The 21,814-nt window shown below is 70.1% G+C and carries 17 protein-coding genes, 1 other RNA gene and 2 pseudogenes; 9 read left to right on the forward strand and 11 right to left on the reverse strand.

Going from position 1 to position 21,814, the window contains the following annotated elements:
- Nucleotides 1–21 precede the first annotated feature (21 nt).
- The gene (gene yaaA, locus ACWCRD_RS21150) at nucleotides 22–804 is read right to left on the reverse strand and encodes a peroxide stress protein YaaA (protein ID WP_450967325.1); all 783 of its coding nucleotides are present in this window, start codon (nucleotides 802–804) and stop codon (nucleotides 22–24) included.
- Nucleotides 805–921: 117 nt separating this feature from the next.
- Here yaaA and ACWCRD_RS21155 point away from each other — a divergent pair, with 117 nt between their 5' ends.
- Nucleotides 922–2,355, forward strand: a complete 1,434-nt coding sequence (locus tag ACWCRD_RS21155; protein WP_450967326.1) for an RNB domain-containing ribonuclease — start codon at nucleotides 922–924, stop codon at nucleotides 2,353–2,355.
- On the opposite strand, the gene ACWCRD_RS21160 is transcribed toward ACWCRD_RS21155, so the two are convergent.
- On the reverse strand, nucleotides 2,306–2,863 hold the full coding sequence (locus ACWCRD_RS21160; protein ID WP_450967379.1) for a hypothetical protein: 558 nt from the start codon (nucleotides 2,861–2,863) through the stop codon (nucleotides 2,306–2,308). The two genes, ACWCRD_RS21155 and ACWCRD_RS21160, sit on opposite strands and share 50 nt — an antisense overlap.
- A 56-nt stretch (nucleotides 2,864–2,919) precedes the next feature.
- On the reverse strand, nucleotides 2,920–3,675 hold the full coding sequence (locus ACWCRD_RS21165; protein ID WP_450967327.1) for a MerR family transcriptional regulator: 756 nt from the start codon (nucleotides 3,673–3,675) through the stop codon (nucleotides 2,920–2,922).
- Between the two features lie 163 nt (nucleotides 3,676–3,838).
- Between ACWCRD_RS21165 and ACWCRD_RS21170 the strand changes: the two genes are divergently transcribed.
- Entirely contained in the window at nucleotides 3,839–4,417 is a 579-nt protein-coding gene (locus ACWCRD_RS21170) for a Uma2 family endonuclease (RefSeq protein ID WP_450967328.1), read from the forward strand.
- Between the two features lie 67 nt (nucleotides 4,418–4,484).
- Here the strand turns inward: ACWCRD_RS21170 and ACWCRD_RS21175 are convergent, their stop codons facing one another.
- A complete protein-coding gene (locus tag ACWCRD_RS21175) occupies nucleotides 4,485–6,101 on the reverse strand; it encodes an FAD-dependent monooxygenase (protein WP_450967329.1) in 1,617 nt (538 codons plus the stop codon).
- A gap of 46 nt (nucleotides 6,102–6,147) precedes the next feature.
- Here ACWCRD_RS21175 and ACWCRD_RS21180 point away from each other — a divergent pair, with 46 nt between their 5' ends.
- The 4 genes and pseudogenes from ACWCRD_RS21180 to rnpB all read left to right on the forward strand — a co-directional run bounded on the left by ACWCRD_RS21180 (nucleotide 6,148) and on the right by rnpB (nucleotide 9,041).
- Nucleotides 6,148–6,795 (forward strand): TetR/AcrR family transcriptional regulator, encoded by a 648-nt coding sequence (locus tag ACWCRD_RS21180; RefSeq protein WP_450967330.1) that lies wholly within the window; start codon nucleotides 6,148–6,150, stop codon nucleotides 6,793–6,795.
- Nucleotides 6,796–6,890: 95 nt separating this feature from the next.
- Nucleotides 6,891–7,712: an AraC family transcriptional regulator gene (locus ACWCRD_RS21185; protein ID WP_450967331.1), complete on the forward strand. Its 822-nt coding sequence runs from the start codon at nucleotides 6,891–6,893 to the stop codon at nucleotides 7,710–7,712.
- 85 nt (nucleotides 7,713–7,797) lie between these two features.
- A pseudogene (locus tag ACWCRD_RS21190) lies at nucleotides 7,798–8,517 on the forward strand (DMT family transporter); the annotation flags it as partial.
- 118 nt (nucleotides 8,518–8,635) lie between these two features.
- Nucleotides 8,636–9,041, forward strand: an RNA gene (rnpB, locus tag ACWCRD_RS21195) — RNase P RNA component class A.
- A 156-nt stretch (nucleotides 9,042–9,197) separates the two neighbouring features.
- On the opposite strand, the gene ACWCRD_RS21200 is transcribed toward rnpB, so the two are convergent.
- The 3 genes and pseudogenes from ACWCRD_RS21200 to ACWCRD_RS21210 all read right to left on the reverse strand — a co-directional run.
- A complete protein-coding gene (locus ACWCRD_RS21200) occupies nucleotides 9,198–9,419 on the reverse strand; it encodes a DUF397 domain-containing protein (RefSeq protein WP_450967332.1) in 222 nt (73 codons plus the stop codon).
- The gene (locus ACWCRD_RS21205; RefSeq protein ID WP_450967380.1) at nucleotides 9,416–9,787 is read right to left on the reverse strand and encodes a DUF5753 domain-containing protein; all 372 of its coding nucleotides are present in this window, start codon (nucleotides 9,785–9,787) and stop codon (nucleotides 9,416–9,418) included. The genes ACWCRD_RS21200 and ACWCRD_RS21205 overlap by 4 nt, the downstream gene beginning before the upstream one ends.
- Before the next feature lie 117 nt (nucleotides 9,788–9,904).
- Nucleotides 9,905–10,121, reverse strand: a pseudogene (locus ACWCRD_RS21210) (HD domain-containing protein); the annotation flags it as partial.
- On the opposite strand from ACWCRD_RS21210, the gene ACWCRD_RS21215 reads away from it, so the two are divergent.
- The 3 genes from ACWCRD_RS21215 (at nucleotide 10,086) to ACWCRD_RS21225 (ending at nucleotide 13,492) form a co-directional block, all read left to right on the forward strand.
- A complete protein-coding gene (locus ACWCRD_RS21215) occupies nucleotides 10,086–10,409 on the forward strand; it encodes a hypothetical protein (RefSeq protein ID WP_450967333.1) in 324 nt (107 codons plus the stop codon). The pseudogene ACWCRD_RS21210 and the gene ACWCRD_RS21215 overlap by 36 nt on opposite strands.
- Nucleotides 10,410–10,511: 102 nt before the next feature.
- On the forward strand, nucleotides 10,512–12,353 hold the full coding sequence (locus ACWCRD_RS21220) for a DUF262 domain-containing protein (RefSeq protein WP_450967334.1): 1,842 nt from the start codon (nucleotides 10,512–10,514) through the stop codon (nucleotides 12,351–12,353).
- Between the two features lie 23 nt (nucleotides 12,354–12,376).
- Nucleotides 12,377–13,492 carry an ADP-ribosylglycohydrolase family protein gene (locus tag ACWCRD_RS21225; RefSeq protein ID WP_450967335.1) on the forward strand — a complete coding sequence of 372 codons (1,116 nt, stop codon included), beginning with the start codon at nucleotides 12,377–12,379 and terminating at the stop codon, nucleotides 13,490–13,492.
- Between the two features lie 736 nt (nucleotides 13,493–14,228).
- On the opposite strand, the gene ACWCRD_RS21230 is transcribed toward ACWCRD_RS21225, so the two are convergent.
- From ACWCRD_RS21230 to ACWCRD_RS21245, 4 genes are all read right to left on the reverse strand, one after another.
- Nucleotides 14,229–14,747 (reverse strand): hypothetical protein, encoded by a 519-nt coding sequence (locus ACWCRD_RS21230; protein WP_450967336.1) that lies wholly within the window; start codon nucleotides 14,745–14,747, stop codon nucleotides 14,229–14,231.
- Nucleotides 14,748–14,968: 221 nt separating this feature from the next.
- The gene (locus ACWCRD_RS21235) at nucleotides 14,969–16,390 is read right to left on the reverse strand and encodes a DUF6177 family protein (protein ID WP_450967337.1); all 1,422 of its coding nucleotides are present in this window, start codon (nucleotides 16,388–16,390) and stop codon (nucleotides 14,969–14,971) included.
- The gene (gene eccCa / locus ACWCRD_RS21240; RefSeq protein WP_450967338.1) at nucleotides 16,387–20,394 is read right to left on the reverse strand and encodes a type VII secretion protein EccCa; all 4,008 of its coding nucleotides are present in this window, start codon (nucleotides 20,392–20,394) and stop codon (nucleotides 16,387–16,389) included. The genes ACWCRD_RS21235 and eccCa overlap by 4 nt, the downstream gene beginning before the upstream one ends.
- Nucleotides 20,391–21,809 (reverse strand): hypothetical protein, encoded by a 1,419-nt coding sequence (locus ACWCRD_RS21245; protein WP_450967339.1) that lies wholly within the window; start codon nucleotides 21,807–21,809, stop codon nucleotides 20,391–20,393. Before ACWCRD_RS21245 ends, eccCa begins: the two co-directional genes overlap by 4 nt.
- Nucleotides 21,810–21,814: the final 5 nt, after the last annotated feature.

Genomic DNA, 21,814 nt, shown 5'->3' on the forward strand with positions numbered 1-21,814 from the left:
GCGCCGTAGGGGTGCTATAGGTCAGTGGATCTCGTCCACCAACACGTCGAGCAGCCACGGCTTCCCGGCCCCCGTCGGAGGCTCCGCCTCCACCACGTAACCGAGCTCGCGCAGCGTCTCCACCAGCTCCGCCGGGTCCTTGGGTGCCGCGCCCGCCGTCAGCAGGCTTCGTACGATCCGCCCCTTGGTCGCCTTGTTGAAGTGGCTGACCACCTTGCGGGTGGGCGCGTGCAGCACCCGTACGCTCGCCGTCCGCCCGGCGACCTCGCCCTTGGGCTTCCATGCGGCCGCGTACGCGGCCGACCGCAGGTCCAGCACCAGCCCGTTCCCGGCGGCCTCGGGCAGCACGGCCGCCATCGGCGTCCGCCAGTACGCGCCCAGCGCCCCGATACCGGGCAGCTTCACGCCCATCGAGCAGCGGTAGGAGGGGATGCGGTCGTTGACGCGCACCGCACCCCACAGCCCGGAGAAGACGAGCAGCGACCGTGCCGCCCGCTTCTTCGCGGCGGCGTCCAGGGAGGCCAGGTCGAGGGCGTCGTACAGCACACCCGTGTAGATCTCCCCGGCGGGCCGCGCCCCGGCGGTGCGCAACTCGGCGTTCTTCGCGACCTCGCCCCGCAGCCCCTCGCTCAGCCCGAGCACCTCCCGCGCCTTCTCCTCGTCCCCGGCGCACAGCTCGACCAGTTCGCCGAGTACGGCCTCACGGGCGGGCGTGAGCCCCGGCAGCGACAGCGACTCCGTCTTCAGCGGGGCGCCACGGCCGGAGAACGCCTTGCCTTCGGAGGGAGGCAGCAGGACAAGCACGGAAGATCTCCTTCTGTTTGAGCTCCCGGACAGCGTACGGGCCCCGGTCTGCTGAGAGCCTGGGTCCGAGTCCCGCTCGGATCGGCGGGACGCAGACGCAGGCTCTACCCTCGCTGTATGCCCCGCCGCCACATCCGCGTGACCGGCGCCCCCGAAGCCCCCCTCCGGGCCGCCCTCACCGCGCTGCGCACCGAACTCGGCGTCCCCGAGAGCTACCCGCCCCAGGCGCTGGCAGTGGCCGAGCGATCAGCAAAGACCCCGACGCTCCCCTCCTACGACGCCACGGACCTCCCCCTGTTCACCATCGACCCGCCCGCCTCCACCGACCTCGACCAGGCGATGCACCTGTCCCGGCGGGGCACCGGCTACCGGGTGCGGTACGCCATCGCGGACGTGGCCGCCTTCGTCGTGCCCGGGTCGGCGCTGGACGCGGAGACCCACCGGCGGGTGACCACCCTGTACTTCCCGGACGAGCGCATCCCCCTCCACCCGGCGCTGCTCAGCGAGGGCGCCGCGAGTCTGCTGCCCGGGCAGATCCGCCCGGCCGCCCTCTGGACCATCGACCTCGACGCGGACGCCCGTACGATCGGGGCCGACGTCCGCCGCGCCCTCGTCCGCAGCAGGGCCAAGCTCGACTACGCCTCCGTACAGAAGCAGATCGACGACAAGACGGCCGAGGAGCCGCCGGCGCTGCTCAAGGAGATCGGGGAGGCGAGGGAGCGGCTGGAGGTGGAACGGGGCGGCATCTCGCTGAACGTCCCCGAGCAGGAAATCGTGGAGCGCGACCACACGTACGCGCTCAGCTACCGCGCCCCGCTCCCCGCCGACGGCTGGAACGCCCAGATCTCCCTGCTGACCGGGATGGCGGCGGCAGATCTCATGCTGGCGGCGGGCACCGGCGTCCTGCGCACCCTGCCCGCCGCCCCCGATGGCGCCGTCGGCCGCCTGCGCCGCACCGCACACGCCCTGCACATCGACTGGCCGCACCACGTCTCGTACGCGCAGCTCATCCGCTCCCTCGACCCGCACCGCCCGCACCACGCGGCCTTCCTCCAGGAGTGCACGACCCTCCTGCGCGGCGCCGGCTACACCGTCTTCCGGGACGGCGCCCTCCCGCCCATCACCACGCACGCCGCCGTGGCCGCCCCGTACGCCCACTGCACGGCGCCGCTGCGGCGACTGGCCGACCGGTACGCGTCGGAGATCTGCCTCGCGGCCGCGGCGGGCGAGCCCCCGCCCGAGTGGGTCCTGGCCGCTCTGGAGACGCTCCCGCACGAGATGGCCGAGGGCAGCCGACGCGCGGCCACGGTCGAGCGCGAGTGCGTCGACATCGTGGAGGCGGCGCTGCTGGCGGGCCGGGTGGGGGAGGTGTTCGACGGCTGCGTGGTGGAGACAGCGGATGGTCGACCGGGCGTCGGCACCGTCCAGTTGGAGTCCCCGGCGGTCATCGGCCGCATCGAGGGCGACCACCTGCCCCTGGGGGAGCGGCTGCGGGTACGCCTCACGCAGGCGGATCCGGCATCGGCGAAGGTGCGCTTCGCACCTGCGTGACGCGATGCAGGAGCGCTTGTACGAGGCTGTCGGCGTCGTCGGCGTGGAAGCGGACGAGGTGGATGTCGCGCCGACGGCCGAGGAAAGTGACGTGGGCGACGGGCTCGATGAGTCCGAGGGTGACGGTGGTCCGTGCGCCCACGGGGATGTCGAGCTCGCCGTCGGCGCGTTCCTGGGTGGTGCGCAGCTCGCGGCGCACGGTCGCGATGCGGTCGACCGGTATGCGCAGATCGACGTGCACGGCGCGGCGGATGCGCAGCACGTCGGCGCCGAGCACGTGCGGCCGTACGACGGAGGCCGCGTGTACCCCGACGACGAACACGATGGTGTACACGTCGAGCACGAACACCACCCGGTGCACGGTCGGATAGGCATGCAGCAGCACGGACATGGTCAGCGTCTCGACCAGGCACACGAAGGCGAACCCGAACATCATCGTGCCCTGCCCCCGCGCGTACCCGAACACCCGCCCGCCGTCGGCCCCGTGCGTGCGCCGGGCCACCCACATCGCCAGACTGGCGAGCAGCCGCAGCTCATGCCGGACGAGGACGTACGCCGCCGTCCTCACGAAGGCTCCTCGGTGAGTATCCGCAGCGCGAGGCGGAGGGCTGCAGCCTGGGCGGGGGCGAAGTCCGCGTAGAAGGCACGCATGAAGTTGTTGTCCTCGTCGATCCTCGGCTGGGGAACCAGGTCGCTTGGAATGCAGTCGGCGATGACGCGGGCGGCCTCCGCCACGCGCGGGTCCGCCGGGTCGGCGTCGGCGAGGTCGTCGAGCAGGGCGTACGCCTTGAGCGCCCGCGCGATTCCCTCGGGGGAGCCGAAGGCGCCGCGCAGCAGATCCGTCAGCCGCTCCCGGTCCTTCCCGGACGCCATGGTGTCGATCAGCGCGAGCATCTCGCGGTCCTTGGCGGCCATGGGGGAGTCGGCCGCAGCATGCGCCAAGTCGCCGAACACTGAGGCCAGTCGAGGTGACACCGGCCCCTCGGCCGTCAGCCCGCCCTCCGCCTCAAGCAGCGCCCGCAGCCGCTCGCGCCGCTCCCGGATCGCCGCCTCCTGCCGGGCCAGGTCCTCGTCGAGTTCGGTGAGCACCTCGGCGAGGTCCTTCCCGGCGTCCTCCGCCAGCACGTCCCGCACTTCCGCGAGCCCCATCCCCAGCTCGGTCAGCCGCCGGATCCGCGCCAGCACGACGGCGTGCCGCAACGTGTAGTCCCGATAACCGTTCCCCAGCCGCTCCGGCTCCGGCAACAGCCCCTGATGGTGGTAGTGCCGCACGGTCCGCGTGGTGACGCCGACGGCCGCGGCGAGTTCTCCGATCCGCATGGGGCCAGTAGAAAGGCTGACGTCGCGGCAGGGTCAAGCGGGCGGGGCGGCGCCTGACGGCCGAGGCGATCGTGTGCCACGATCGAGGGAACGGTTCCCGATCTCTCGGACAGGTGATCTCCCAATGTCCCAGTCTGGCGAGCGACCGAAGGAGGGGCGTGACATGACTGCCATGGCCCACGAGCCGCTCACGCAGGAAGAGGTCCTGCTGGAGGGCTTTCTCGCCCTGGACACACCGGAGGGTTTCCGGGCCGAGTTGATCGAGGGGGAGATCGTTGTGACGCCGCCGCCGGACGGGGATCACGAGGACTACATCGAGCTGATTGTGAACCAGGTGTACAGGCAGTCCCGGACCGACATGCAGTTCTCCGGCAACAAGGGGCTGAAGCTGCAGGGCGGGGGCGGCTGCCCGAAGGACCGCGTGATCCCGGACGGCACGTTCGCCCCCAGGAAGCTGCGGCTTTACCGGGGCGCCGACTCCTGGATGCCCTGCGAGGGCGTCACCATGGTCCTGGAGGTGACCTCGACCAAGCCCAAGGCCGACCGAGAGGCCAAACGGCGCTGCTACGCCCGTGGGGGGATCCCCCTCTACTTGCTCGTCGACCGGGACGCCTCCTCGATCACGCTGTTCAGCGACCCCGAGAAGGACGACTACCGCGAGCACTGCACTCGTCCCCTCGGCAAGCCACTCACTCTTCCGGAGCCGTTCGCCTTCGACCTGGATACGACGGACTTCCTCTGAGCCGCCGGCGCTTCAGTCGGTGCGGGCCGCCCCTCGGCCTGGTGACCGCCCGCTTCCAGCAGCCCGTCTACGCCCGCGGGGCGGGGTCAAGCACGGCGGAAGCTCCGAACCAGAGCTCCAGTGCCCGGTCGAGCGCGTCCCCGCCCTCGTCGTCCTCGTCCGCTGCCCATGCGACGAAGCCGTCCGGGCGCACCAGCAGCCCTGCGAGCCCCGTCCGGTCGTCGCAGGCGACGGTGCGGACGTCAACCCGGTCGCCGTATCCCTCCGCGCGGGCCCGGACCTTCGGGTCGTCGGCGAGGTCCAGCAGCAGGGCGCGGCCGGTGTGCAGGTGGTCGGCGAGGCGGGTGCCGTCGGAGAGTTCCAGGTCGGGGGCGCTGCGGCCGACGAGCGGGTGGTCGCCGGGCAGGTCGTAGCGCTGCCAGACGCCGGAGATCTTCTTGGCGAAGAACGTGGTGCCGGTGACCGTCCGCGACAGCTCGGTGATCACCTCGCGCAGGGCGCGCGCATGCGACTCGGGCCGCATCAGGGCGATCTGGGCCCGCGTCCAGTCGAGCACCCAGGCGCCGATCGGATGCCGTTCGGCGGTGTACGAGTCGAGCAGCCCCTCGGGCGCCCGCCCCCGCACCACGGCCGCGAGCTTCCAGCCCAGGTTCATCGCGTCCCCGATGCCGAGGTTCAGCCCCTGCCCGCCGAACGGCGAGTGCACATGCGCCGCATCGCCCGCAAGCAGCACCCGGCCCTTGCGATAGCTGCTCGCCTGGCGGCAGTTGTCGGTGAACCGGGTCGCCGAGTGCACCGCGGTCACCGTGACCTCCACCGCGGTCACCCGGCGCAGACTGCCCTCCAACTCCTGTGCGGTGATGGGCGCTTCACGGTCGGCCGGGGGCCCGTCGAACTCGACGGTGAGGATCCGCCCCGGCATCGGCCCGTGCACGTACGTCCCCACGTCCGTCGTGTTCCAGCCGGTCTTGAGTCCCTCGGCTCCGGTCATCTCGACGAGTGCCTGATATCCGGTGATCTCCGGGTCCGTCCCCGGAAAGTCGAACCCGGCCAGCTTGCGCACCCTGCTGCGACCACCGTCGCAGCCGACGAGCCACCCGGCGCGGATCTCCTCCGTCGCACCCGTCGCAGCATCGGCCACGTGGACGACCACCTGGTCGTCGTACATCTCGAACCCGGTCAGCTCGACCCCCCGGCGCACCTCCACCCCGAGCTGCTCCGCCCGCCCGGCGAGGATCCGCTCCAGCGTGGCCTGCGGGACGAAGCCGACCCGCCCGGCGGGACCCGATCCGCCGAACTCGGGATCGGTCTCGTCCAGCAGCTCGCCATGCAGCCAGATCCCGGCGAAGTGGCCGGCGAACCTGGGCGGCGGCGGTGCGTTTTCGTCCTCGCCCCGCTCCCGGCGGAACTTCCGGAAGCCCTTCATCGCCTCCTCCTGCACCGCGGCCAGCGCGGGCAGTAACCCGCGGCGGTACAGCGCCTCGGCGGACGGCAGGTTGATCGCGCCCGCCTTGATCGTCTCGTCCACCTCGGCCAGCCGCTCCACGACCAGCACCCGCGCCCCGCCGAGCCGCAGCTCGCAGCCGAGCAGTAGGCCTACGGGCCCGGCACCGGCCACCACCACGTCGTACGCCGTCTTCGTGTTCATGGGGTCGTTCATGAGGTTGTCCGTGAGGTTGTCCATGAGTTGAGTGTAGTCACTAAAATTTTTTGCTCGCTATAGTTTTCTCATGTCAGATGAACGTGCAGGTGAACGTGAAGACGAACGCACGGGGGCTGAACTGCCGCTGCGCGAACGCAAGAAGAGAGAGACCCGGCAGCGGATCTCCGACATCGCGACGGGACTGTTCCAGGAGCGCGGCTTCGACGCGGTGACCGTGGCGGAGGTCGCCCGGGCCGCGGACGTGTCCGCCATGACCGTCTTCAACTACTTTCCGCGCAAGGAGGACCTCTACCTCGACCGCATCCCCGAGGCCGCCGCGACCTTCGCCGACGCCGTCCGTGACCGCCGCACCGGCGAGACCCCGCTGGCCGCCCTGCGCCGCCTGGCACTCGGACTCCTCGACCAGGGCCACCCGCTGGCCGGGGTCAACGACCGCTTCCCGGCCTACTGGCGAGTCGTCATGGAGTCGCCCAGCCTGCGGGCCCGCGCCCGTGAAGGCCTGGAGGAGGTGGAGACGGCACTGACGGAGGCGCTGACGGAAGCATCCGTCGCCGACCCGCACCTGCTCGCGGCCCTGACCGTCGCCGCCTACCGCTCGGTCTACGTCACCACCGCACGCCGCCTGCTCGCGGGAGAGCCGGCTGCGGAACTGATCGCGGACCACCGCGCACGCATCGAGGCGGTCTTCGACGTACTGGAGCGGATGGATTCATAGCGCTCCGTGCGGGGGGCCGGGGCATGGAAGAGACCCGGAGTTTGTTGCACCCCGTACGACGACGGAGACGTAGACCGAACGCATGGGGGCGCACGGTGAGTGAGCAGGCACTGTGGACCCGCGCGCGCCTGGGCCGCTGCGGACCGGCCCTCGACCTGCTCACCGCCCGCTTCCGGCACCACGTCTACGCCCCGCACGCACACGCCGAGTACACCATCGGCGTCTGCGTCGGCGGCTCCGAGGTCATCGACTACCGCGGCGGCCACATCCGCACCGGTCCCGGCTCGATCGTCGTCCTCGACCCCGGCGAGATGCACACCGGCGGCCCCGACACCACCACCGACGGCTACGCCTACCGCGCCCTGTACGCCGACCCCGCCCTCCTCGCCGACGGCACCCTCGGAAACCTCCCGCACTTCCGCGAACCCGTGATCGACGACCCCGAGCTGGTCACCGCCCTCCGCCTCGCCCACACCGAACTCAGCGCCTGCCCGGACCCGTTGGAGACGGAATCCCGCCTCCCGTGGCTGCTGACGGCCCTGGCCCAGCGCCACTCCACGGCCCGCTCGGCGCCGGATGTGGTGCCGGGCGCCGACCACATCGCTTTCGTGGTCCGCGACCGCCTGGCCGACGAACTGCTGGACCCCCCGTCCCTGGCCGACCTCGCACGGGACATGGACCTCTCCCGCTACCAACTCCTGCGAGCCTTCCGTACGACGATGGGGATACCGCCGTACGCCTGGCTGGCCCAGCACCGGGTGAGCCGGGCGCGCGGGTTGCTGGAGGCAGGCCTGCGCCCGGCCGAGGTGGCCACCCTGGTCGGCTTCGCGGACCAGGCCCACCTGACCCGCTGGTTCCGCCGTGTGCTGGGGGTGACCCCGGCGGCTTACCGCAACAGCGTTCAAGACGCCAGATAGCCGGTGAGCCGATTCTGTCCGCATGACTGCACGCGGCTGGTTCCTGTTCTCCCTGATGGGAGTGGTCTGGGGCATCCCCTACCTGATGATCAAGGTGGCGGTGGACGCCCCGCTTTCCCCATCGATGGTGGTCTTCACGCGCTGCGCACTCGGCGCACTCCTCCTGTTGCCCTTCGCGATACGTCAGGGCGGCCTGATCCGCACGGTCCGCACCCACTGGCTGCCGATGCTGGTCTTCGCGTGCATAGAGATCGTCGGCCCGTGGTTCACGCTCACGGACGCTGAACGGCACCTGTCGAGCTCCACGGCGGGCCTCCTGATCGCGGGCGTGCCGATCGTGGGCGTGGTGCTGGCGCGCTTCTTCGGCGCGACGGAGCGGCTGGGCGTACGGCGGATGACGGGCCTCGGACTGGGCCTGGCGGGCGTAGGCGTCCTGACCGTCCCGCACCTGACCGGCGGCGACGCCCGCTCGCTCGGGGAGGTCATGCTGACGGTGCTGGGTTATGCGACGGCACCGTTGATCGCGTCACGCTGGCTGAAGGACGTCCCGACCCTGCAGCTGACGGTCCCGTGCCTGGCACTGGCGGCGGTCGTGCACGCAGCACCGGCGGCGGCAACCTGGCCCTCGACCGTCCCCTCCGCCTCGGTCCTGACGGCCCTGATCGGCCTGGGAGTGATCTGCACGGCCCTCGCCTTCGTGGCCTTCCTGGAACTGATCAAGGAGGTGGGCCCGACCCGCGCGACGGTGTTCACGTACGTCAACCCGGCGGTAGCGGTGGCGGCAGGAGCGCTGTTCCTGGACGAGCCCTTCACCTTGGGCATAGCGCTCGCTTTCACTCTCATCCTGGCCGGCTCGGTCCTGGCGACGGCGGCCTCCGGTCCGGCGAAGGGCGGACGCCCGGTAGCATGGTCCACACGGCAGACGAGCCGGGCGGACGGCCGCGTGGAGTCCCCTTGAGGGGGCTCCCCGAGGAACGTCCGGGCTCCACAGGGCAGGGTGGTGGCTAACGGCCACCCGGGGTGACCCGCGGGACAGTGCCACAGAAAACAAACCGCCCAGCACTTCGGTGCCGGGTAAGGGTGAAACGGCGGTGTAAGAGACCACCAGTGCCCAGGGTGACCTGGGCAGCTAGGTAAACCCCACCCGGAGCAAGGTCAAAAGGAGCGCCGTAAAAAGCGCTCTGCGGGGACGTTCGAGGGCTGCCCGCCCGAGCCCCCGGGTAGACCGCACGAGGCCGGTGGCAACACCGGCCCTAGATGGATGGCCGTCTCCCCGGCCGCCGCGAGGCGGCCGGGTGACAGAACCCGGCGTACAGCCCGACTCGTCTGCCGCCGGGTTCTGGTTTTCCGGAAGTGCCCGTGACGCCTGCGACCCGAATCTGCGCACACGGCTCCGGAGTCCCTTTGCGACCCACGATGGCGTCGATGACGCGGAGATGCGCCGTCGACAGGACAATCGGAGGGCGAAGACCAATCTGGCGTGGGTCAGAGTTCTCCGGCGATGACGCCCTCCCGGAAGGCAGCCCACTCCGAGGCCGTGAAGCGGAGGGGGGCGCGTCCGGGGTTCTTGGAGTCGCGGACCGCCTTTGCGCCGTTGGGGAGTTCAGCGACCTCGACGCAGTCGTGTTCCGCGCCGCTGGCGGATGCCTTCCGCCATATCGCCTCGGTGAGGTCGTATGCGTACAGCTCAGCCTTCAGGTCGTTCACTTCCGGTGGCCCTCTTCCAGCTCGGCGATTCTCGCGAGCGAGTCCTCCACGGGAAGCGCCGTCGCACGGATGCGTTCGAAGGCCTTGGCGAAGGGCGTCGCGTCGTCGCCCTCAACGTATGTCGCGCCGCTGAGGTTTTCCAAGAGCACTACGGAGGGCATCGGTTGGGGAAAGCCGGTCAGGGTGAAACCGCCGACCACACCGGGGTGCGAGGTGGAGTCCAGTGGCATCAACTGCACGGTGATGTTCGGCATCTCCGAGACGTCGAGTAGCCGCCGGAGCTGCTCACGCATGATCGCGGGGCGTACGGCGAAGCGCTGGTGAAGGGCCGCTTCGTGGACGATGGCCCAGAGCTCATGTCCTCCGATGTCCGCCGCGCAAGCGGATCAGGAAGCCCGTCGGGCCGCTGAGATGGTGTTCGCCATCCTAGGTGAGCGTGCCGATCACGTGGAGGGGATGGGGGAGAGTTCGGTCATGCGGAGTCTTCACTCGCCAAGCGCCGTGCGCAGCCAGTCCAGGAAACCTGTCTCCAGAACTGCGTCAGCGAGCGCCTGGCCTGTTTTGGTGACGATCCGCCGCCGGCTGTTTTCGATCCATCGCTGATGCACCGCCGCTGTACTTCTTGCCGACGTGGTTGACGTCCCCCGTGCGGCTCTCCTGGGAGTCGTGCCAGACGGCAAGGAACGCGGCACGGGACGGGTCGTCGGCCGGGCGACGATCGCGAGTCCCGTGCGCGTCTTGGACGAGCGGCTCGTCTTTAACGAGCGCTCCTACTCCGAGGGCTGCCGCCTGAAGGTGCCGGGGCTGGCTCCGTTCCGGGAGGCGCTGGTCCTGCGCGATCCGGTGCCGCGGCTGACAGTCTTTCCCGACCTGGCGACCTGGAGCGTCCGCATGCGGCGGGAGTCGCTGCCCCTGCCGTCTGCTGACGCCGAACTCGTACGCACGGAGCTTGAGCCGCCGCTGCGTCCGTACGGCGAAACGGGTGAGTGATATCCCTGGGGCCGCCCGGCGGTCTGAGTGTCACCACGCGCTGCGAGGCCCTGACTTCGGACGCTACGGTGTGCGTGAAACCTGAGTCCGGTGGGGGGACGCATGTCATTCCAGACGCCCATCACGATCGCCAGCGCGCTGGAGAAGATCCATCGTCGCGAGTACGTGTTGCCGGCGATTCAGCGTGAGTTCGTCTGGTCGCGCGACAAGATCACACGGTTGTACGACAGTCTGATGCGGGGATACCCCATCGGCTCGTTCCTCATGTGGCAGGTCCACGAGGGCAATTCCGGTCGTTTCGCCTTCTACGACTTCATGCGCGACTACCACGAGCGCGACAACGCCCACTGCACGCCGACCGGCCCGCTGGGCAGCCGGGCCATCACGGCGATCCTGGACGGTCAGCAGAGACTGACGGCGCTCAACATCGGCCTGTGCGGGTCGTTCACCGCGAAGCTTCCGCGTATGTGGGCGAACAACCCGCTCGCGTACCCGAAGAAGCTCCTCTACCTGAACCTGCTGCACCGCGGCCAGGACGACGACCTGGGGGTCGAGTACGACTTCCGGTTCCTCACCCAAGAAGAAGCCGAGGCCAGCACCGAGAGTGGCGACGCCCAGTGGTACCGCGTTCAGGACATGCGCGAGGTACGCACTGTCGGGGACGTCATTCGCACGCTTCAGCAGCATGGGGTCGCGGACAACGCCACCGCCGGCGACGTGCTCACCAGACTCCATGAGGTCGTCCATGTCACCCCGACCGTGAACTTCTTCCTCGAGGAAGCGCAGGAGCTGGACAAGGTCCTCAACATCTTCATCCGGGTCAACTCGGGAGGCGCTGTCCTCTCCTACTCCGACCTCCTTCTCTCGGTGGCCACTGCCCAGTGGGTCGAGCACGATGCACGCGAGACCATCCACAGGCTCGTCGACGAACTCAACGGGATCGGACAGGGCTTCGCCTTCGGCAAGGACTTGGTCCTCAAGGCCGGACTGGTGCTGCTGGGGAAGGGCGACATCCGCTTCAAGGTGGACAACTTCGACCGCGACACCATGACCAATCTGGAGAAGCACTGGACCGAGATCGAGAACGCGTTGCGTCTCGGCGTGGCCCTGCTCGCCGACTTCGGGTTCTCCGGTGTCACCCTCACGGCCAACAGCGCAGTCATTCCTCTGGCTTACTACCTCCACCACCGAGGCCTCGGGGACAACTACCGTACTTCGGAAGCGTTCAGGAACGATCGGGCGGCGATCCGCCGCTGGCTTCAGCGCTCACTGATGAAGTCCGGTGTGTGGGGCAGCGGCCTGGACCGGCTGCTCACCGGTCTGCGTACGACCCTGGAGAAGGAGGGCGGACAGGGCTGGCCGACGGAGGCCGTCGAACGTGAGATGGCCCGCCAGGGCAAGTCGCTCCGCTTCGACCAGAGCGAGATCGACGACCTGCTGGATCTCAAGTACGGATCGAAGCGGCTCTTCCCGATGCTCGCGATGTTGTACCCGGGCGTCGACACCAGGGACCACTTCCACGAGGATCACATCTTCCCGCGCAGCCTCCTGCGGTCACGGACCAAGCTGCGGGCGGCCGGTCTCTCCGAGGAAGCGCTGTCGCTCGTCGAGGACCGCGTGGACAGAGCGGCGAACCTGCAACTGCTCAGGGGGCCCGAGAACATCGCCAAGCAGGCCGCCCTGCCGGCTGCCTGGCTGCGGAAGCACTTCGACTCGGATGCCGCGCGCGAGAGCTGGTTGAGGGAATACGACGCCACCGGCCTGTCCGAGGATGTGGCCGGATTCCCGGAGTTCTACGAGGCCCGCCGTGCGCGTATGCGTCAGCGCCTCGCGAGTCACTTGGAGGTGCACGCCAGCGCGGACCAGCAGACGGCCGACGTCGCGCCAGAGGCTCCTCAATCCGTGCCGGACGACGAGCCCGATCCGGGCAACGAGGGCCTGTAGCCCAGGGAAGAAAGCAGCCTGACGTGGTCAACGAAAAGGACCTGCGGAGCAAGGCCCTGAGAACTGAATCCCGGGTGCGGGGAATGATGCTCGGGCTGGCCATTGGTGACACCCTGGGAACGGTTCGGGGCAAGCTGTCGGCGAGCGGTCCGCTGCGGGCCGGTGTCAGTACACAGCTGGCCTGCTTCACGGCCGAGGGCATCATTCGCGCCATGGTGCGCGGAAGTCATAAGGGGATCTGCCATCCGCCGGGGGTCGTCCTGCACGCCTACGGCCGGTGGGCGGCTCTGCAAGGCATCGAAGTGGAACGGATGCGGCGCCGCTGGGCTTCGTTCAAGGACGAAGAAGAGTGGCCGGACGGCTGGCTCGCGGGCGTGTCCGTACTGGCCGAGCGGCGGGGCAGCGCCCCGGCGACTGTGACGGCCCTGTCCCGGATCGAGGGCGCCCACGAGCCGATGGCCACCACAAGCCGTGGCTGTCACGCGCTGACCCGATCTCTCCCCGTCGCGGTTGCCGGACTGGGCTGGGCCAAGCAAGCCGGCGAGTTTGCCGCTCTCACCCATGGCGACCAGGCCGCACAGTCCGCTGCCGCCCACGCAGCGGTGCTTGTCCATCACTGCCTCACCAACTCACCGCCGGAGCACGACCACAGGGGTTTCTCGGAGCGTCCCGCGCGGGACGCGATAGAGGCAGGCATCGCGGAGATTCCGTCCATCCACCGGCAGACGACCGGTGACGAGCACGAGCGCCTCCTTACGACCTTCCAGGAGGCCGTCAACCGGCCCGCGGACGCGGCGCGGCTCGCACGACTTGCACCGGACCCGACCGCGCCCTCCGCCCTGCTCGGCGGCCTCTACACAGCGGCAGCGTTCCCCGGTCGTGCCCAGGTCAGGGCCGCGTTGGAGTTCGCGGCGGGGGCACCGGACGGTGACTCTGTCGCCTGCGTCACGGGAGCGCTGCTCGGTGCTGTGCACGGTGTTGAGGCATTGCCCATGGACCTGGTAAGCCGTCATGAACTGGCCTGGGTCCTCGACGCTTTGGCCCGCGACATGCTGAGCGAAATCATCGACTCACCCAGCGGAAGCGAGTACGTCCAAGGCTGGGACCCGTACTGGTGGGACCGCTACCCCGGTTGGTGATCCCCACAACCCCGCTTCGTGGGCCCGTGAGTTCAGACCCAGAAGGAGATGCTCACTTACGACAACAGCACCGGCAGCACCGACCCTGTCAGGCGCACCTCACCTTCCCGGATTCCCGGCAGACCGCCTCACGCACCCGGGACGGTGGGTTTCGACATGCTGCTCGCCCACCGCGTCTGAACGAAGCGCAGCAAGGCGATCCAGCGGGTCGGCCGCACGTCTTTGATCTTCCGCCTTCGCCGTCTCGGCCCGCGAGGATCTGCGTCGCCTCCTGCCTTGACCACTTCGCGTCCTTGACGTCACCCACGGCGATCAGGCCGGTGGCACTGCGGGAGTTCAGTGCGGTTACATAGGCTTCGACGGCCTCACGCGCTCCATCGGCGGATGCCGTGCGCGAAGGGCGTGAGGACGGCGCGTCCTTCTCGTGAGGGGACGAGTAACCGGATGCGGCGGCCAGAGCGACCAGCCCGGCCAGGAGTTCGCGACGTTTCACAGCGCACTCCTTGGTGGTTTCTGTGAGGGGTCGGCAGCGTGTCAGGTGCGGTGCGCGGACCACGAGGTGTGCGGATGGGCCGAGAGCAGCTTGTTCAGGCTTTTGAGAAAGGCCCAGCAGACCGGACATATCCGCACCACAGACTCGGGTGAGCCGGGGCCGGCGGCGTGCGTGCTTCTGCCGTCGGCCCTGCCGATGCGTCTACGTCTCCGTCGTACAGGTTTTGGGCGGCGAGCGTGCCCCTCAGGAGAGATGTGCGCCCGCGGTCTTGTACGAGGCGGCCTGCGTGGGCGTCAGGTAGTGCGAGACGCGGATGACGACCGTGCCGTGGACGTAGTCGTACTCGGTGAGCGCGGGCATCGCCTTGGTGACGGCCTGAATGTACTTGGCGCGGGCGGCCGCATCGGCCGGACTGCCGAACACCTCGATGGCGCCGCCGCGTTCGACGTCGCCCTTCTCCGTACCGGTCACGTCGGCCGTCTTGATCCTGCTGTCCGTGAAGGTGACCTTCGACGTGTACTGGTTCGGTCGGCCGAGGAGGTGGTTCGGGTCGTTCTCGGCTGTGACCGTGCCGGACAGTTTCGCGGAACTGACCTTGCCGGAGATGGACGCAAACGCGGCGTTGGCGGTGAGCGGCTTACTCGCGGTGGCATTGGGTTTCTGCGACGAGCTCGAGCCGCTGTTGGAGGTGCCGTTGCCGCACGCGGTGAGTCCCGTGAGGAGGGTGGCGGCGAGCGCGGTGGTGGCCAGGGTTCTGTTCATGCGGGCGATCATGAACGCGCAGCACGTGACGGGTGGGCGGTGTGGCCCAATTGTGACGGGCTGTTCGGGGCGAAGGAACGCCAGTTCCCAGGCGCGGGTGAGTAGCACGTCCCGTGTTTGCGGGATCGGCAAGCTCGTGCACGTCGGGTCGTTCACCCACTTCTTCGGCGCCTGCCGTTCTGCCTCTGCGTCGCCTCGTTTTGGAAACAGCGGTTCGGCTGCTACGCCGAACCGGCAATACCCGGGCTGTCCTTGAGATGGTTGGTCAGCTTCTGAAGCGCCGTCCAGGCCCCAGCATCGGTTCCATCCCCCAGCAGGTAGTGGAGCGCCGGATAGCTGGGCGACCCGAGCTGCCGCGGCTTCGCAGCGAGGGGCGGGCGGCGCGCGTGAGTAAGCCCGACGGCGCGCACGTCCCGTGGGCCCAGGGTGAACGACACTGGAAGCGGCGGCGCTTCCAAGTGCGCGGGCAAGGTGAGGTCCGTGCGGCCGTTGCGCAGAGTGGTGAGCATCGTCGTCAGGCCGTGTGAGCTGACCAGCGTGGCGGCGAGGGATTCCAAGACGGATAGGGGCACTTCTGCGGGTGTGGCGTAGCCGAGCGTGAGGGTCGTGTCCTCGGCTACGCCTGCCGTGGTGCGGGTGATGCGGTGGGTGGCGATGGCGGGGTGGTCGGACGTGCCGATCGCGATGAGGTGGGTCGGGGTGGGGGACCGGTCGCGGGCGAGGTCTGTCAACTGGCGTGGAGACCAGGGGAGGTTGATGGGTTCCGCCGTACCCCAGCCGGTGGGTGCCGTGCCGGTGAGGTGGCGCCAGGCTGTTTCGAGGGCGCGGCCGAGTACGAGGTCGGTGTCGGGCGTGTGCACCGTGCGGAAGGAAACGGTTAGTTGCCGTTGCCCGGGCGGCGTGCTCACTGCCGTGAAGGCGTCGGCAACTGTGGTGTCGAGCGGCGCGAATGTGCCCTCCCGCCATGCGAGTTGTACGCCGGAGAGGCCGTCGTAGTAGCCGCACGCCGGGTCCTGGATGACCCAGCGGTTGGGTGCGCCGCCCAGTGCGGTGCGCAGTGGCAGGGTGAGGCGGACGTGGGGTGGTGTGACGAGGTGGAAGGCGCGGTTCGTCTGTGCGGTAGTGCGCAGGAGGTCTGATAGCCAGGCGGTGAGAGGGGCGAGTGGACGGTCGGCCAGGACAACCGCGGTCGAGTCGGTGAGGACGTCGACGATGGGGACGGGCGAGTGGGTTGTCTCCGGTTGCTCGTTCGTCGAGTCGTCCGGGATCGGGACGTGCGCCGTGTGTGCGGCGCCGGGTGGCCAGCTGGTTCCGCCGAGCAGCATCGTCAGGCGCCCGCACACGGACCCGGCGAGGGGCTCCGCCTCGGGTACGGCTGTGGAGGCGCGGGTCTCTGTCCACCAGAAGGGCAGCTCGGGCGGGGTCACTTGAGGGCCGAGGAGGCGTTCGACCTCGCCGGGGACATGGACGAGGACCGGTGCCTCGACCGAGACCAGCGGGCGTCCGCCTGGCGTGCACAGTTGTAGGACCGCGCCGTCGTCGGTGGCGGTCAGGTTCAGCTCGGGGCCGCCGGCGTGCAGGCCGGCCAGGAGCGAGCGGGTGTCGGGCATTTTCGGGGTGAGCGCTATGACGTCCTTGGTCACGCCGGGTTCTCCACGGGGTCGGTCTCGGGCGCGAGGGCCGTCTGGATCAGCTGGTGGCGGCGGCCGCGGCGGACCAGGGTGCCCCGGCCGGGCGGCTGCGCAGAGGCGTACAGGCCGGGGAAGAGCTGGCCCTCCGTGCGGTCGCCCGTCATCACGAGGGCCGTCGCGCCGGTCTCGCGCAGGGTCGTCAGGAACGGCTCGTACAGTGCGCGCGAGGCGCCAGCGACGCGGCGTGCGATGACGAAGTGCAGTCCGATGTCCTGGGCGGACGAGATGTACGGCAGGAACGGGTCGAGGGGCTGCTGGCCGGCGGTGGTGAGGATGTCGTAGTCGTCGATGAGGATCACGATCCTCGGGCCGGTGAAGGCCGGTTCGTCGCTCACCGCGTCGGGGTCGGCGGCTTCCGGGAGCCGTTTCTCCAGTTCGGTGGCGATGCCGGTGGCGAGGGCGGCGGCCAGTTTCGCGTTGTGCGCGTAGCCGCCGCGGTACGGCTCCGGGATTGCGCCGCGCAGGCCGCGCCGTGGGTCGAAGATGCCGAAGACGAGCTCGTCGTCGCCGTATCGGTCCACGAGCGCACGGGATATGAGCTTGAGGAGGTTGGTCTTGCCGCATTCGTTGTCGCCCAGGACGAGCAGGTGCTGGTCGGTGCCGAACAGGTCGAGGACGGCGGGGGACAGGGACTCCTGGTCGACGCCGATCGGTATCGCGTGTGGTACCTCGGCGGTGGAGGGCAGGCGTTGCGCGGGCAGCCGGGTGGGCAACACCCGTACGGGAGCGGCCTGTTCGCCGTGCCAGGTGGTGCGCACCGACCGCACGGCGTCCTCCAGGGCCGGCCCCAGGTCCGTGGCCTGGGCGAGCGCGTCGAGGCGGGGCAGGGCGACGTGCGCGAACAGCTTGCCGTCGGTGAGGGCGCGGCCCGGGGTGTCGGCGGACAGGGTCTCGGAGAGTTTGCGGTCGACGGAGGAGTCGGCGGGGTCGTTGAGGCGCAGTTCGATACGGCTGCCGAACATCGACTGGGTGGCGATGCGTACGTCGTTCCAGCGGAGCATGCCCGCGACGACGTGGATGCCGTAGCCGCTGCCGCGTTTGAGGAGGTCGGATACGACGTCCTCCAGGTCGGCGAACTCGTCGCGCAGCGCGCCGAATCCGTCGATGAGCAGGACGACATCCGTGGAGCCGAGTTCGGGCAGCTCGCCCTTCGCGCGCAAGGTGCGCAGCTGGTCGACGGAGTCGATGCCGTGCTCGCGGAAGAGGGCCTCGCGTTCGGCGAGCATGGTGCGCACCTCGGCGACCGTGCGGGCGGCCCGCTCGTGGTCGGCGCGTCCCGCGATCCCGCCGACGTGCGGCAGGCCGGAGAGCGCGCTCAGACCGCCGCCGACCAGGTCGAGGCCGTAGAGCGCGACATCGTGAGGGGTGTGGGTCACGGCGAGTGACAGGGCGAGGGTGCGCAGCAGGGTTGTCTTGCCGGACTGCGGGCCGCCGATGACCGCCGTGTGTCCGCCGGCGGTGTTCAGGTCGTGCACCCAGCGGTTCTGCCACTGCCGGGCCGGGTCGTCGAGGGCCTCGAGCGGAATCCGCAACGGGCCTTCCCTGCGGGCGAGTTGCAGCCCGTCCGCCGATGCCTGCACCGGTCCGGCCGCTCCCGTCAGCGTCACCGCGTCGGGCAGCGGCGGCAGCCAGATCCGCCGTACCGGTCCGGCCGCGCCCGCGAGTTGGTCCACGACGGTGGACAGCACGGTGGGGCCGCTGTCGCGCTCGCGCGGAGTGATCACAGTCTCGTCAGCCGCGGCCCCGGTCGGCGTCTCCAGCGTGTTGTACGGCGGATACGGCCACGCCAGCGGCTCGTCGTCGGCGACCGCTTCGCGCTGCACCGGCCCGCGGTAGGCGCCGGAGACGAAGCCTGCCTTGAACCGTGTGTACGTGGATGTGTCGACCTTGAGATAGCCGAAGCCCGGTAGCGGTGGCAGGTTGAAGGCGTCGGTGGTCTCCAGGACCGTACGCGACTCGTCCGCGGAGAAGGTGCGCAGTCCGAGCCGGTACGACAGATAGGTCTCCAGGCCCTTCAGCTTGCCGCCCTCGATGCGCTGGCTGGACAGCAGCAGATGTACGCCGATGGAGCGGCCGATGCGGCCGATGGAGAGGAACAGGTCGATGAAGTCCGGCTTGGCGGTGATCAGTTCACCGAACTCGTCGATCACGACGAACAGATGCGGGAGGGGTTCGAGGTCCGGGCGGGCGGTGGCGCGCAGTGCGCGGTAGTGCCCGATGTCGGCGATGTTCCCCGCATCCTTGAGGACCTGCTGGCGGCGTTTGATCTCACCGGCCAGCGAGGTGTGCACGCGCTCGACGAGGCCGGCCTGGTTCTCCAGGTTGGTGATCACGCCCGCCACGTGCGGCAGGCCCGTGAAGGGGGCGAAGGTGGCCCCACCCTTGTAGTCGACGAGCACCATCGCCAGATCCTCGGGCGGATGCGTCGTCACGAGTGCGAGTACGAGACTGCGCAGCAGCTCGCTCTTGCCGGAGCCGGTGGCGCCCACGCACAACCCGTGGGGTCCCATGCCCAGTTCGGACGACTCCTTCAGGTCGAGCAGCACCGGCTCGTGCCGGTCGTCCAGCCCGATCGGCACCCGCAGGAAGTCACGCTCATCACGCGGCGCCCACTGCCGGGCCAGGTCCAGGGCTGCCGGATCGTCGATGCCGAGCAGCTGGGGGAAGTCGACCGGGCCGGACACCGGCGTGCCGTCGGCGGCCGACTCGGGGGACAGGCGCAGGGGCGCCAGCATCCGGGCCAGCCCTTCGCCGCCGGCGGCACTCACCGGATCGAGGACGCCCGAGACTCGTACGACGTGCTCGCCCCGCAGGTCGTCGACCGTGACCCGGTCCCCGTCGACGGTGATCCGCACGGCGACCTGACCGGGCTCGTGCACCTGCTCGGCGAGCAAGTGCACAACGGTCACGCCCATGTCGCCCAGTGCTACGGCCGCGTCCGGGCGGGGCAGCTCGGCCGCGTTGTGACCGTACTCGTCGCTCACCACGAGTAGTCGGCTGCCGAGACTCAGCGCGGTGCGGTCGGACAGGCCGCGGCGCACCTCGGCGGCGTAAGAGGAACGCTTCTTCAGGTCGCCGGCGACGACCCGCGCCAACTGTGCGAGATCGGGCGCGATGCGCCGGGCGGCCACCGGCCCGTCCAGCTCGTCCGGATGCAGGACGTGCGGCAGCCACTTCGCCCACTCCCACTCCGCCATGTGCTCGCCGGGCACGCCCAGCGCGAGCGCCACGTCGTCGGGCGCGTGCGTGACGGCTGCCTGCACGAGCAGCGCCCGGGCGACGCGCAGGACGCCCTCGCGGTCACCGACCACGCTCACATTGCCCGCGCGGTCCAGCGGCACCGTCAGCGGATGGTCGGTCGTGGTCGCGAACCGGGCCTGCAACGCCCGCGCCTCGTTGAGCATGAACGGGTCCGGCGGCGTGAGCACTCCACTCGCCGAGTTCTGCCCGACCACCACGTCCTGCACCGGTACGTCACCCACCCCGATGCGTACCCGAAGGAAGTCGGCGTCCGTACGCCGCCGTTCCCACAGCCGCGCCGGATCGCGCACCAGGTCGTACAGGGCCGACGGCGGAGGGTTCAACTGCCGTGCGGCCTGCCGCCGTACCCGCTCGGCCCTGCCCAACTCCTCGCGCAGTTCCTCCAGATACTCCAGATACCGTTCGCGCTGCACCCGCCGCTGGCGCTGTGCCTTGCCGCGCTGTGACAAGAACAGCGCCACGGCTCCTAGCAGCGCGATGACGAGTACGACCGCGCCGAGGCCCGCGAACTGGCTGGAGCGGATGACGGTCATCATCACAACGGACGACATGACGCCGGCCATCGGCAGCAACGCCGTGGCCGCGGTGCCCATCTTCCCTTCCGGCAGATTCGGCGGTGGCTCGATGGTGCGTGCCTCGGCCGCGGGCAGCGGGCGGGTGGCGCGGGCCGGGCGGTGGATCAGGTGTTGCGTCATCGGACTCGCACCGCCCGCTGCAGCGCCTGGGCCGCGAGTTGCGTGGCCGCGCGCCGCGCGCCCGAGCCGAGCAGCTCCGTACGGATGGGTCCGCCGGCCGCGAGATGCCGGTCGTAGGGCAGGTGCACGATGGTGACCCCTGTTTCGCGCAGATGCGCTGTGGCCGTCTTCAGGTCGAGGTTCAGGTCGGGTGCGCCCGAGGTGAGGGCGACGACGGTGGACGCGAGGGCATCGTGCGGCAGTTGGGCGAGCCAGTCCAGGACGATGCGTGTACTGCCGACGCCCTCGGCGGTGAGGGGGGCGACGACCACACGGGCGTGCGCGGTGTCCATCGCGGTACGGGCCACTTCACCGGGCAGCGTCTCGCAGTCCACGACGGTGACGGCGAAGTAGCGGCGCAGCGCCAGCGTCACCGTGCGGTAGGTGCGGATGTCCAGCGGGGGGCCAAGGCGCCCCTGGCTCGCGGGCAGCAGCCAGCCGCCGTCCGTGACGGGCACCAAGTACCCGGTGATGTCGGTGAGTTGCATCTGGGGAGTGAGGATGTGGGCGAGTTCGGTGCACGACCAGCGCACAGACTCGGCGCCGAGCCGCACGGGCAGTGTGCCGAGCGCGGCGTCCGCCTCCAGGGCGAGCACCGGATCGTGCCGGTAGTGGTTGAACGTACGGGCGAGCAGGGCAGTGGTCGTCGTCTTGCCGACGCCGCCCCGGATCGAGGTCACGGCGATTACCCGGCCCGTGGTGACCGGTTGCTGCAACTCCCGTCCGATCCGGGTCTCCTCGGCGACCTCCTGGGAGGCCGAGGCGGTCAGCCGCCGGATGGTTTGTCCGGTCCGGCGCGCCACGGAGTCGCCGTGGGACGGCTTCCCCAGCGCGAGCGCGAGGCGCGGGTCGATGGTGGGGACGGATTCGGGGGTGGGGAAGGGGAGGGCGGGGGTGCCGGAGCGGGGCGCGTACATACCCGGAGCGGTCGAGGTGGGCTCGGGGAGTTGGGGCTGAGCAGCAGTGGCGGAGGGGCCCGGCTGCGCAGGCGCGGGCGGGGCGGTGGAGTCGCGGTTCGGCGTGGTGTGGGGAGGGAGGGGACACGGCTGAGACACAGACTGCGGGAGCTGCTCGGTCGGCCGGGTCGGGTTCGCGGGCTGCTGCTGCGGTACCTCACCGGGGCGGGCAGCCGGGTCGGTGTGCGGGGGAGTCGGTTGCGCCGGGTTGGGGCGCTGGTCGTCGGGGTGACGGACCGGGAGCGGGGCCTTGGCGCCCCCCGCTTCCTTATGGCCCGGCGTAGTGCCGCGCTCAAAGCCATCGGGCTCCGAGGCGTCGTTCGCGTTGGCCGCGGTTTCCGGAGCGGCCGGGGTCGGCGCGCTGCCCCGCAGTTCGCGCAGCACCTCCTCCTGCCAATCGCCGCCCTGAGCCCTGGTCATCGCTG

This window comes from Streptomyces sp. NPDC002092 (assembly GCF_053593775.1).

Coding starts and splice junctions, on each gene's coding strand:
- ACWCRD_RS21165 (WP_450967327.1), bottom strand. CDS start 3,675: ATGCGGATCGGAGAACTCGCCGCGGCCGTCGGCGTCACCACGCGGACC.
- eccCa (WP_450967338.1), bottom strand. CDS start 20,394: ATGACGCAACACCTGATCCACCGCCCGGCCCGCGCCACCCGCCCGCTG.
- ACWCRD_RS21155 (WP_450967326.1), top strand. CDS start 922: ATGCCCCGCCGCCACATCCGCGTGACCGGCGCCCCCGAAGCCCCCCTC.
- ACWCRD_RS21180 (WP_450967330.1), top strand. CDS start 6,148: ATGTCAGATGAACGTGCAGGTGAACGTGAAGACGAACGCACGGGGGCT.
- ACWCRD_RS21230 (WP_450967336.1), bottom strand. CDS start 14,747: ATGAACAGAACCCTGGCCACCACCGCGCTCGCCGCCACCCTCCTCACG.
- ACWCRD_RS21170 (WP_450967328.1), top strand. CDS start 3,839: ATGACTGCCATGGCCCACGAGCCGCTCACGCAGGAAGAGGTCCTGCTG.
- ACWCRD_RS21245 (WP_450967339.1), bottom strand. CDS start 21,809: ATGACCAGGGCTCAGGGCGGCGATTGGCAGGAGGAGGTGCTGCGCGAA.
- ACWCRD_RS21175 (WP_450967329.1), bottom strand. CDS start 6,101: ATGGACAACCTCACGGACAACCTCATGAACGACCCCATGAACACGAAG.
- ACWCRD_RS21220 (WP_450967334.1), top strand. CDS start 10,512: ATGTCATTCCAGACGCCCATCACGATCGCCAGCGCGCTGGAGAAGATC.
- ACWCRD_RS21160 (WP_450967379.1), bottom strand. CDS start 2,863: ATGTGGGTGGCCCGGCGCACGCACGGGGCCGACGGCGGGCGGGTGTTC.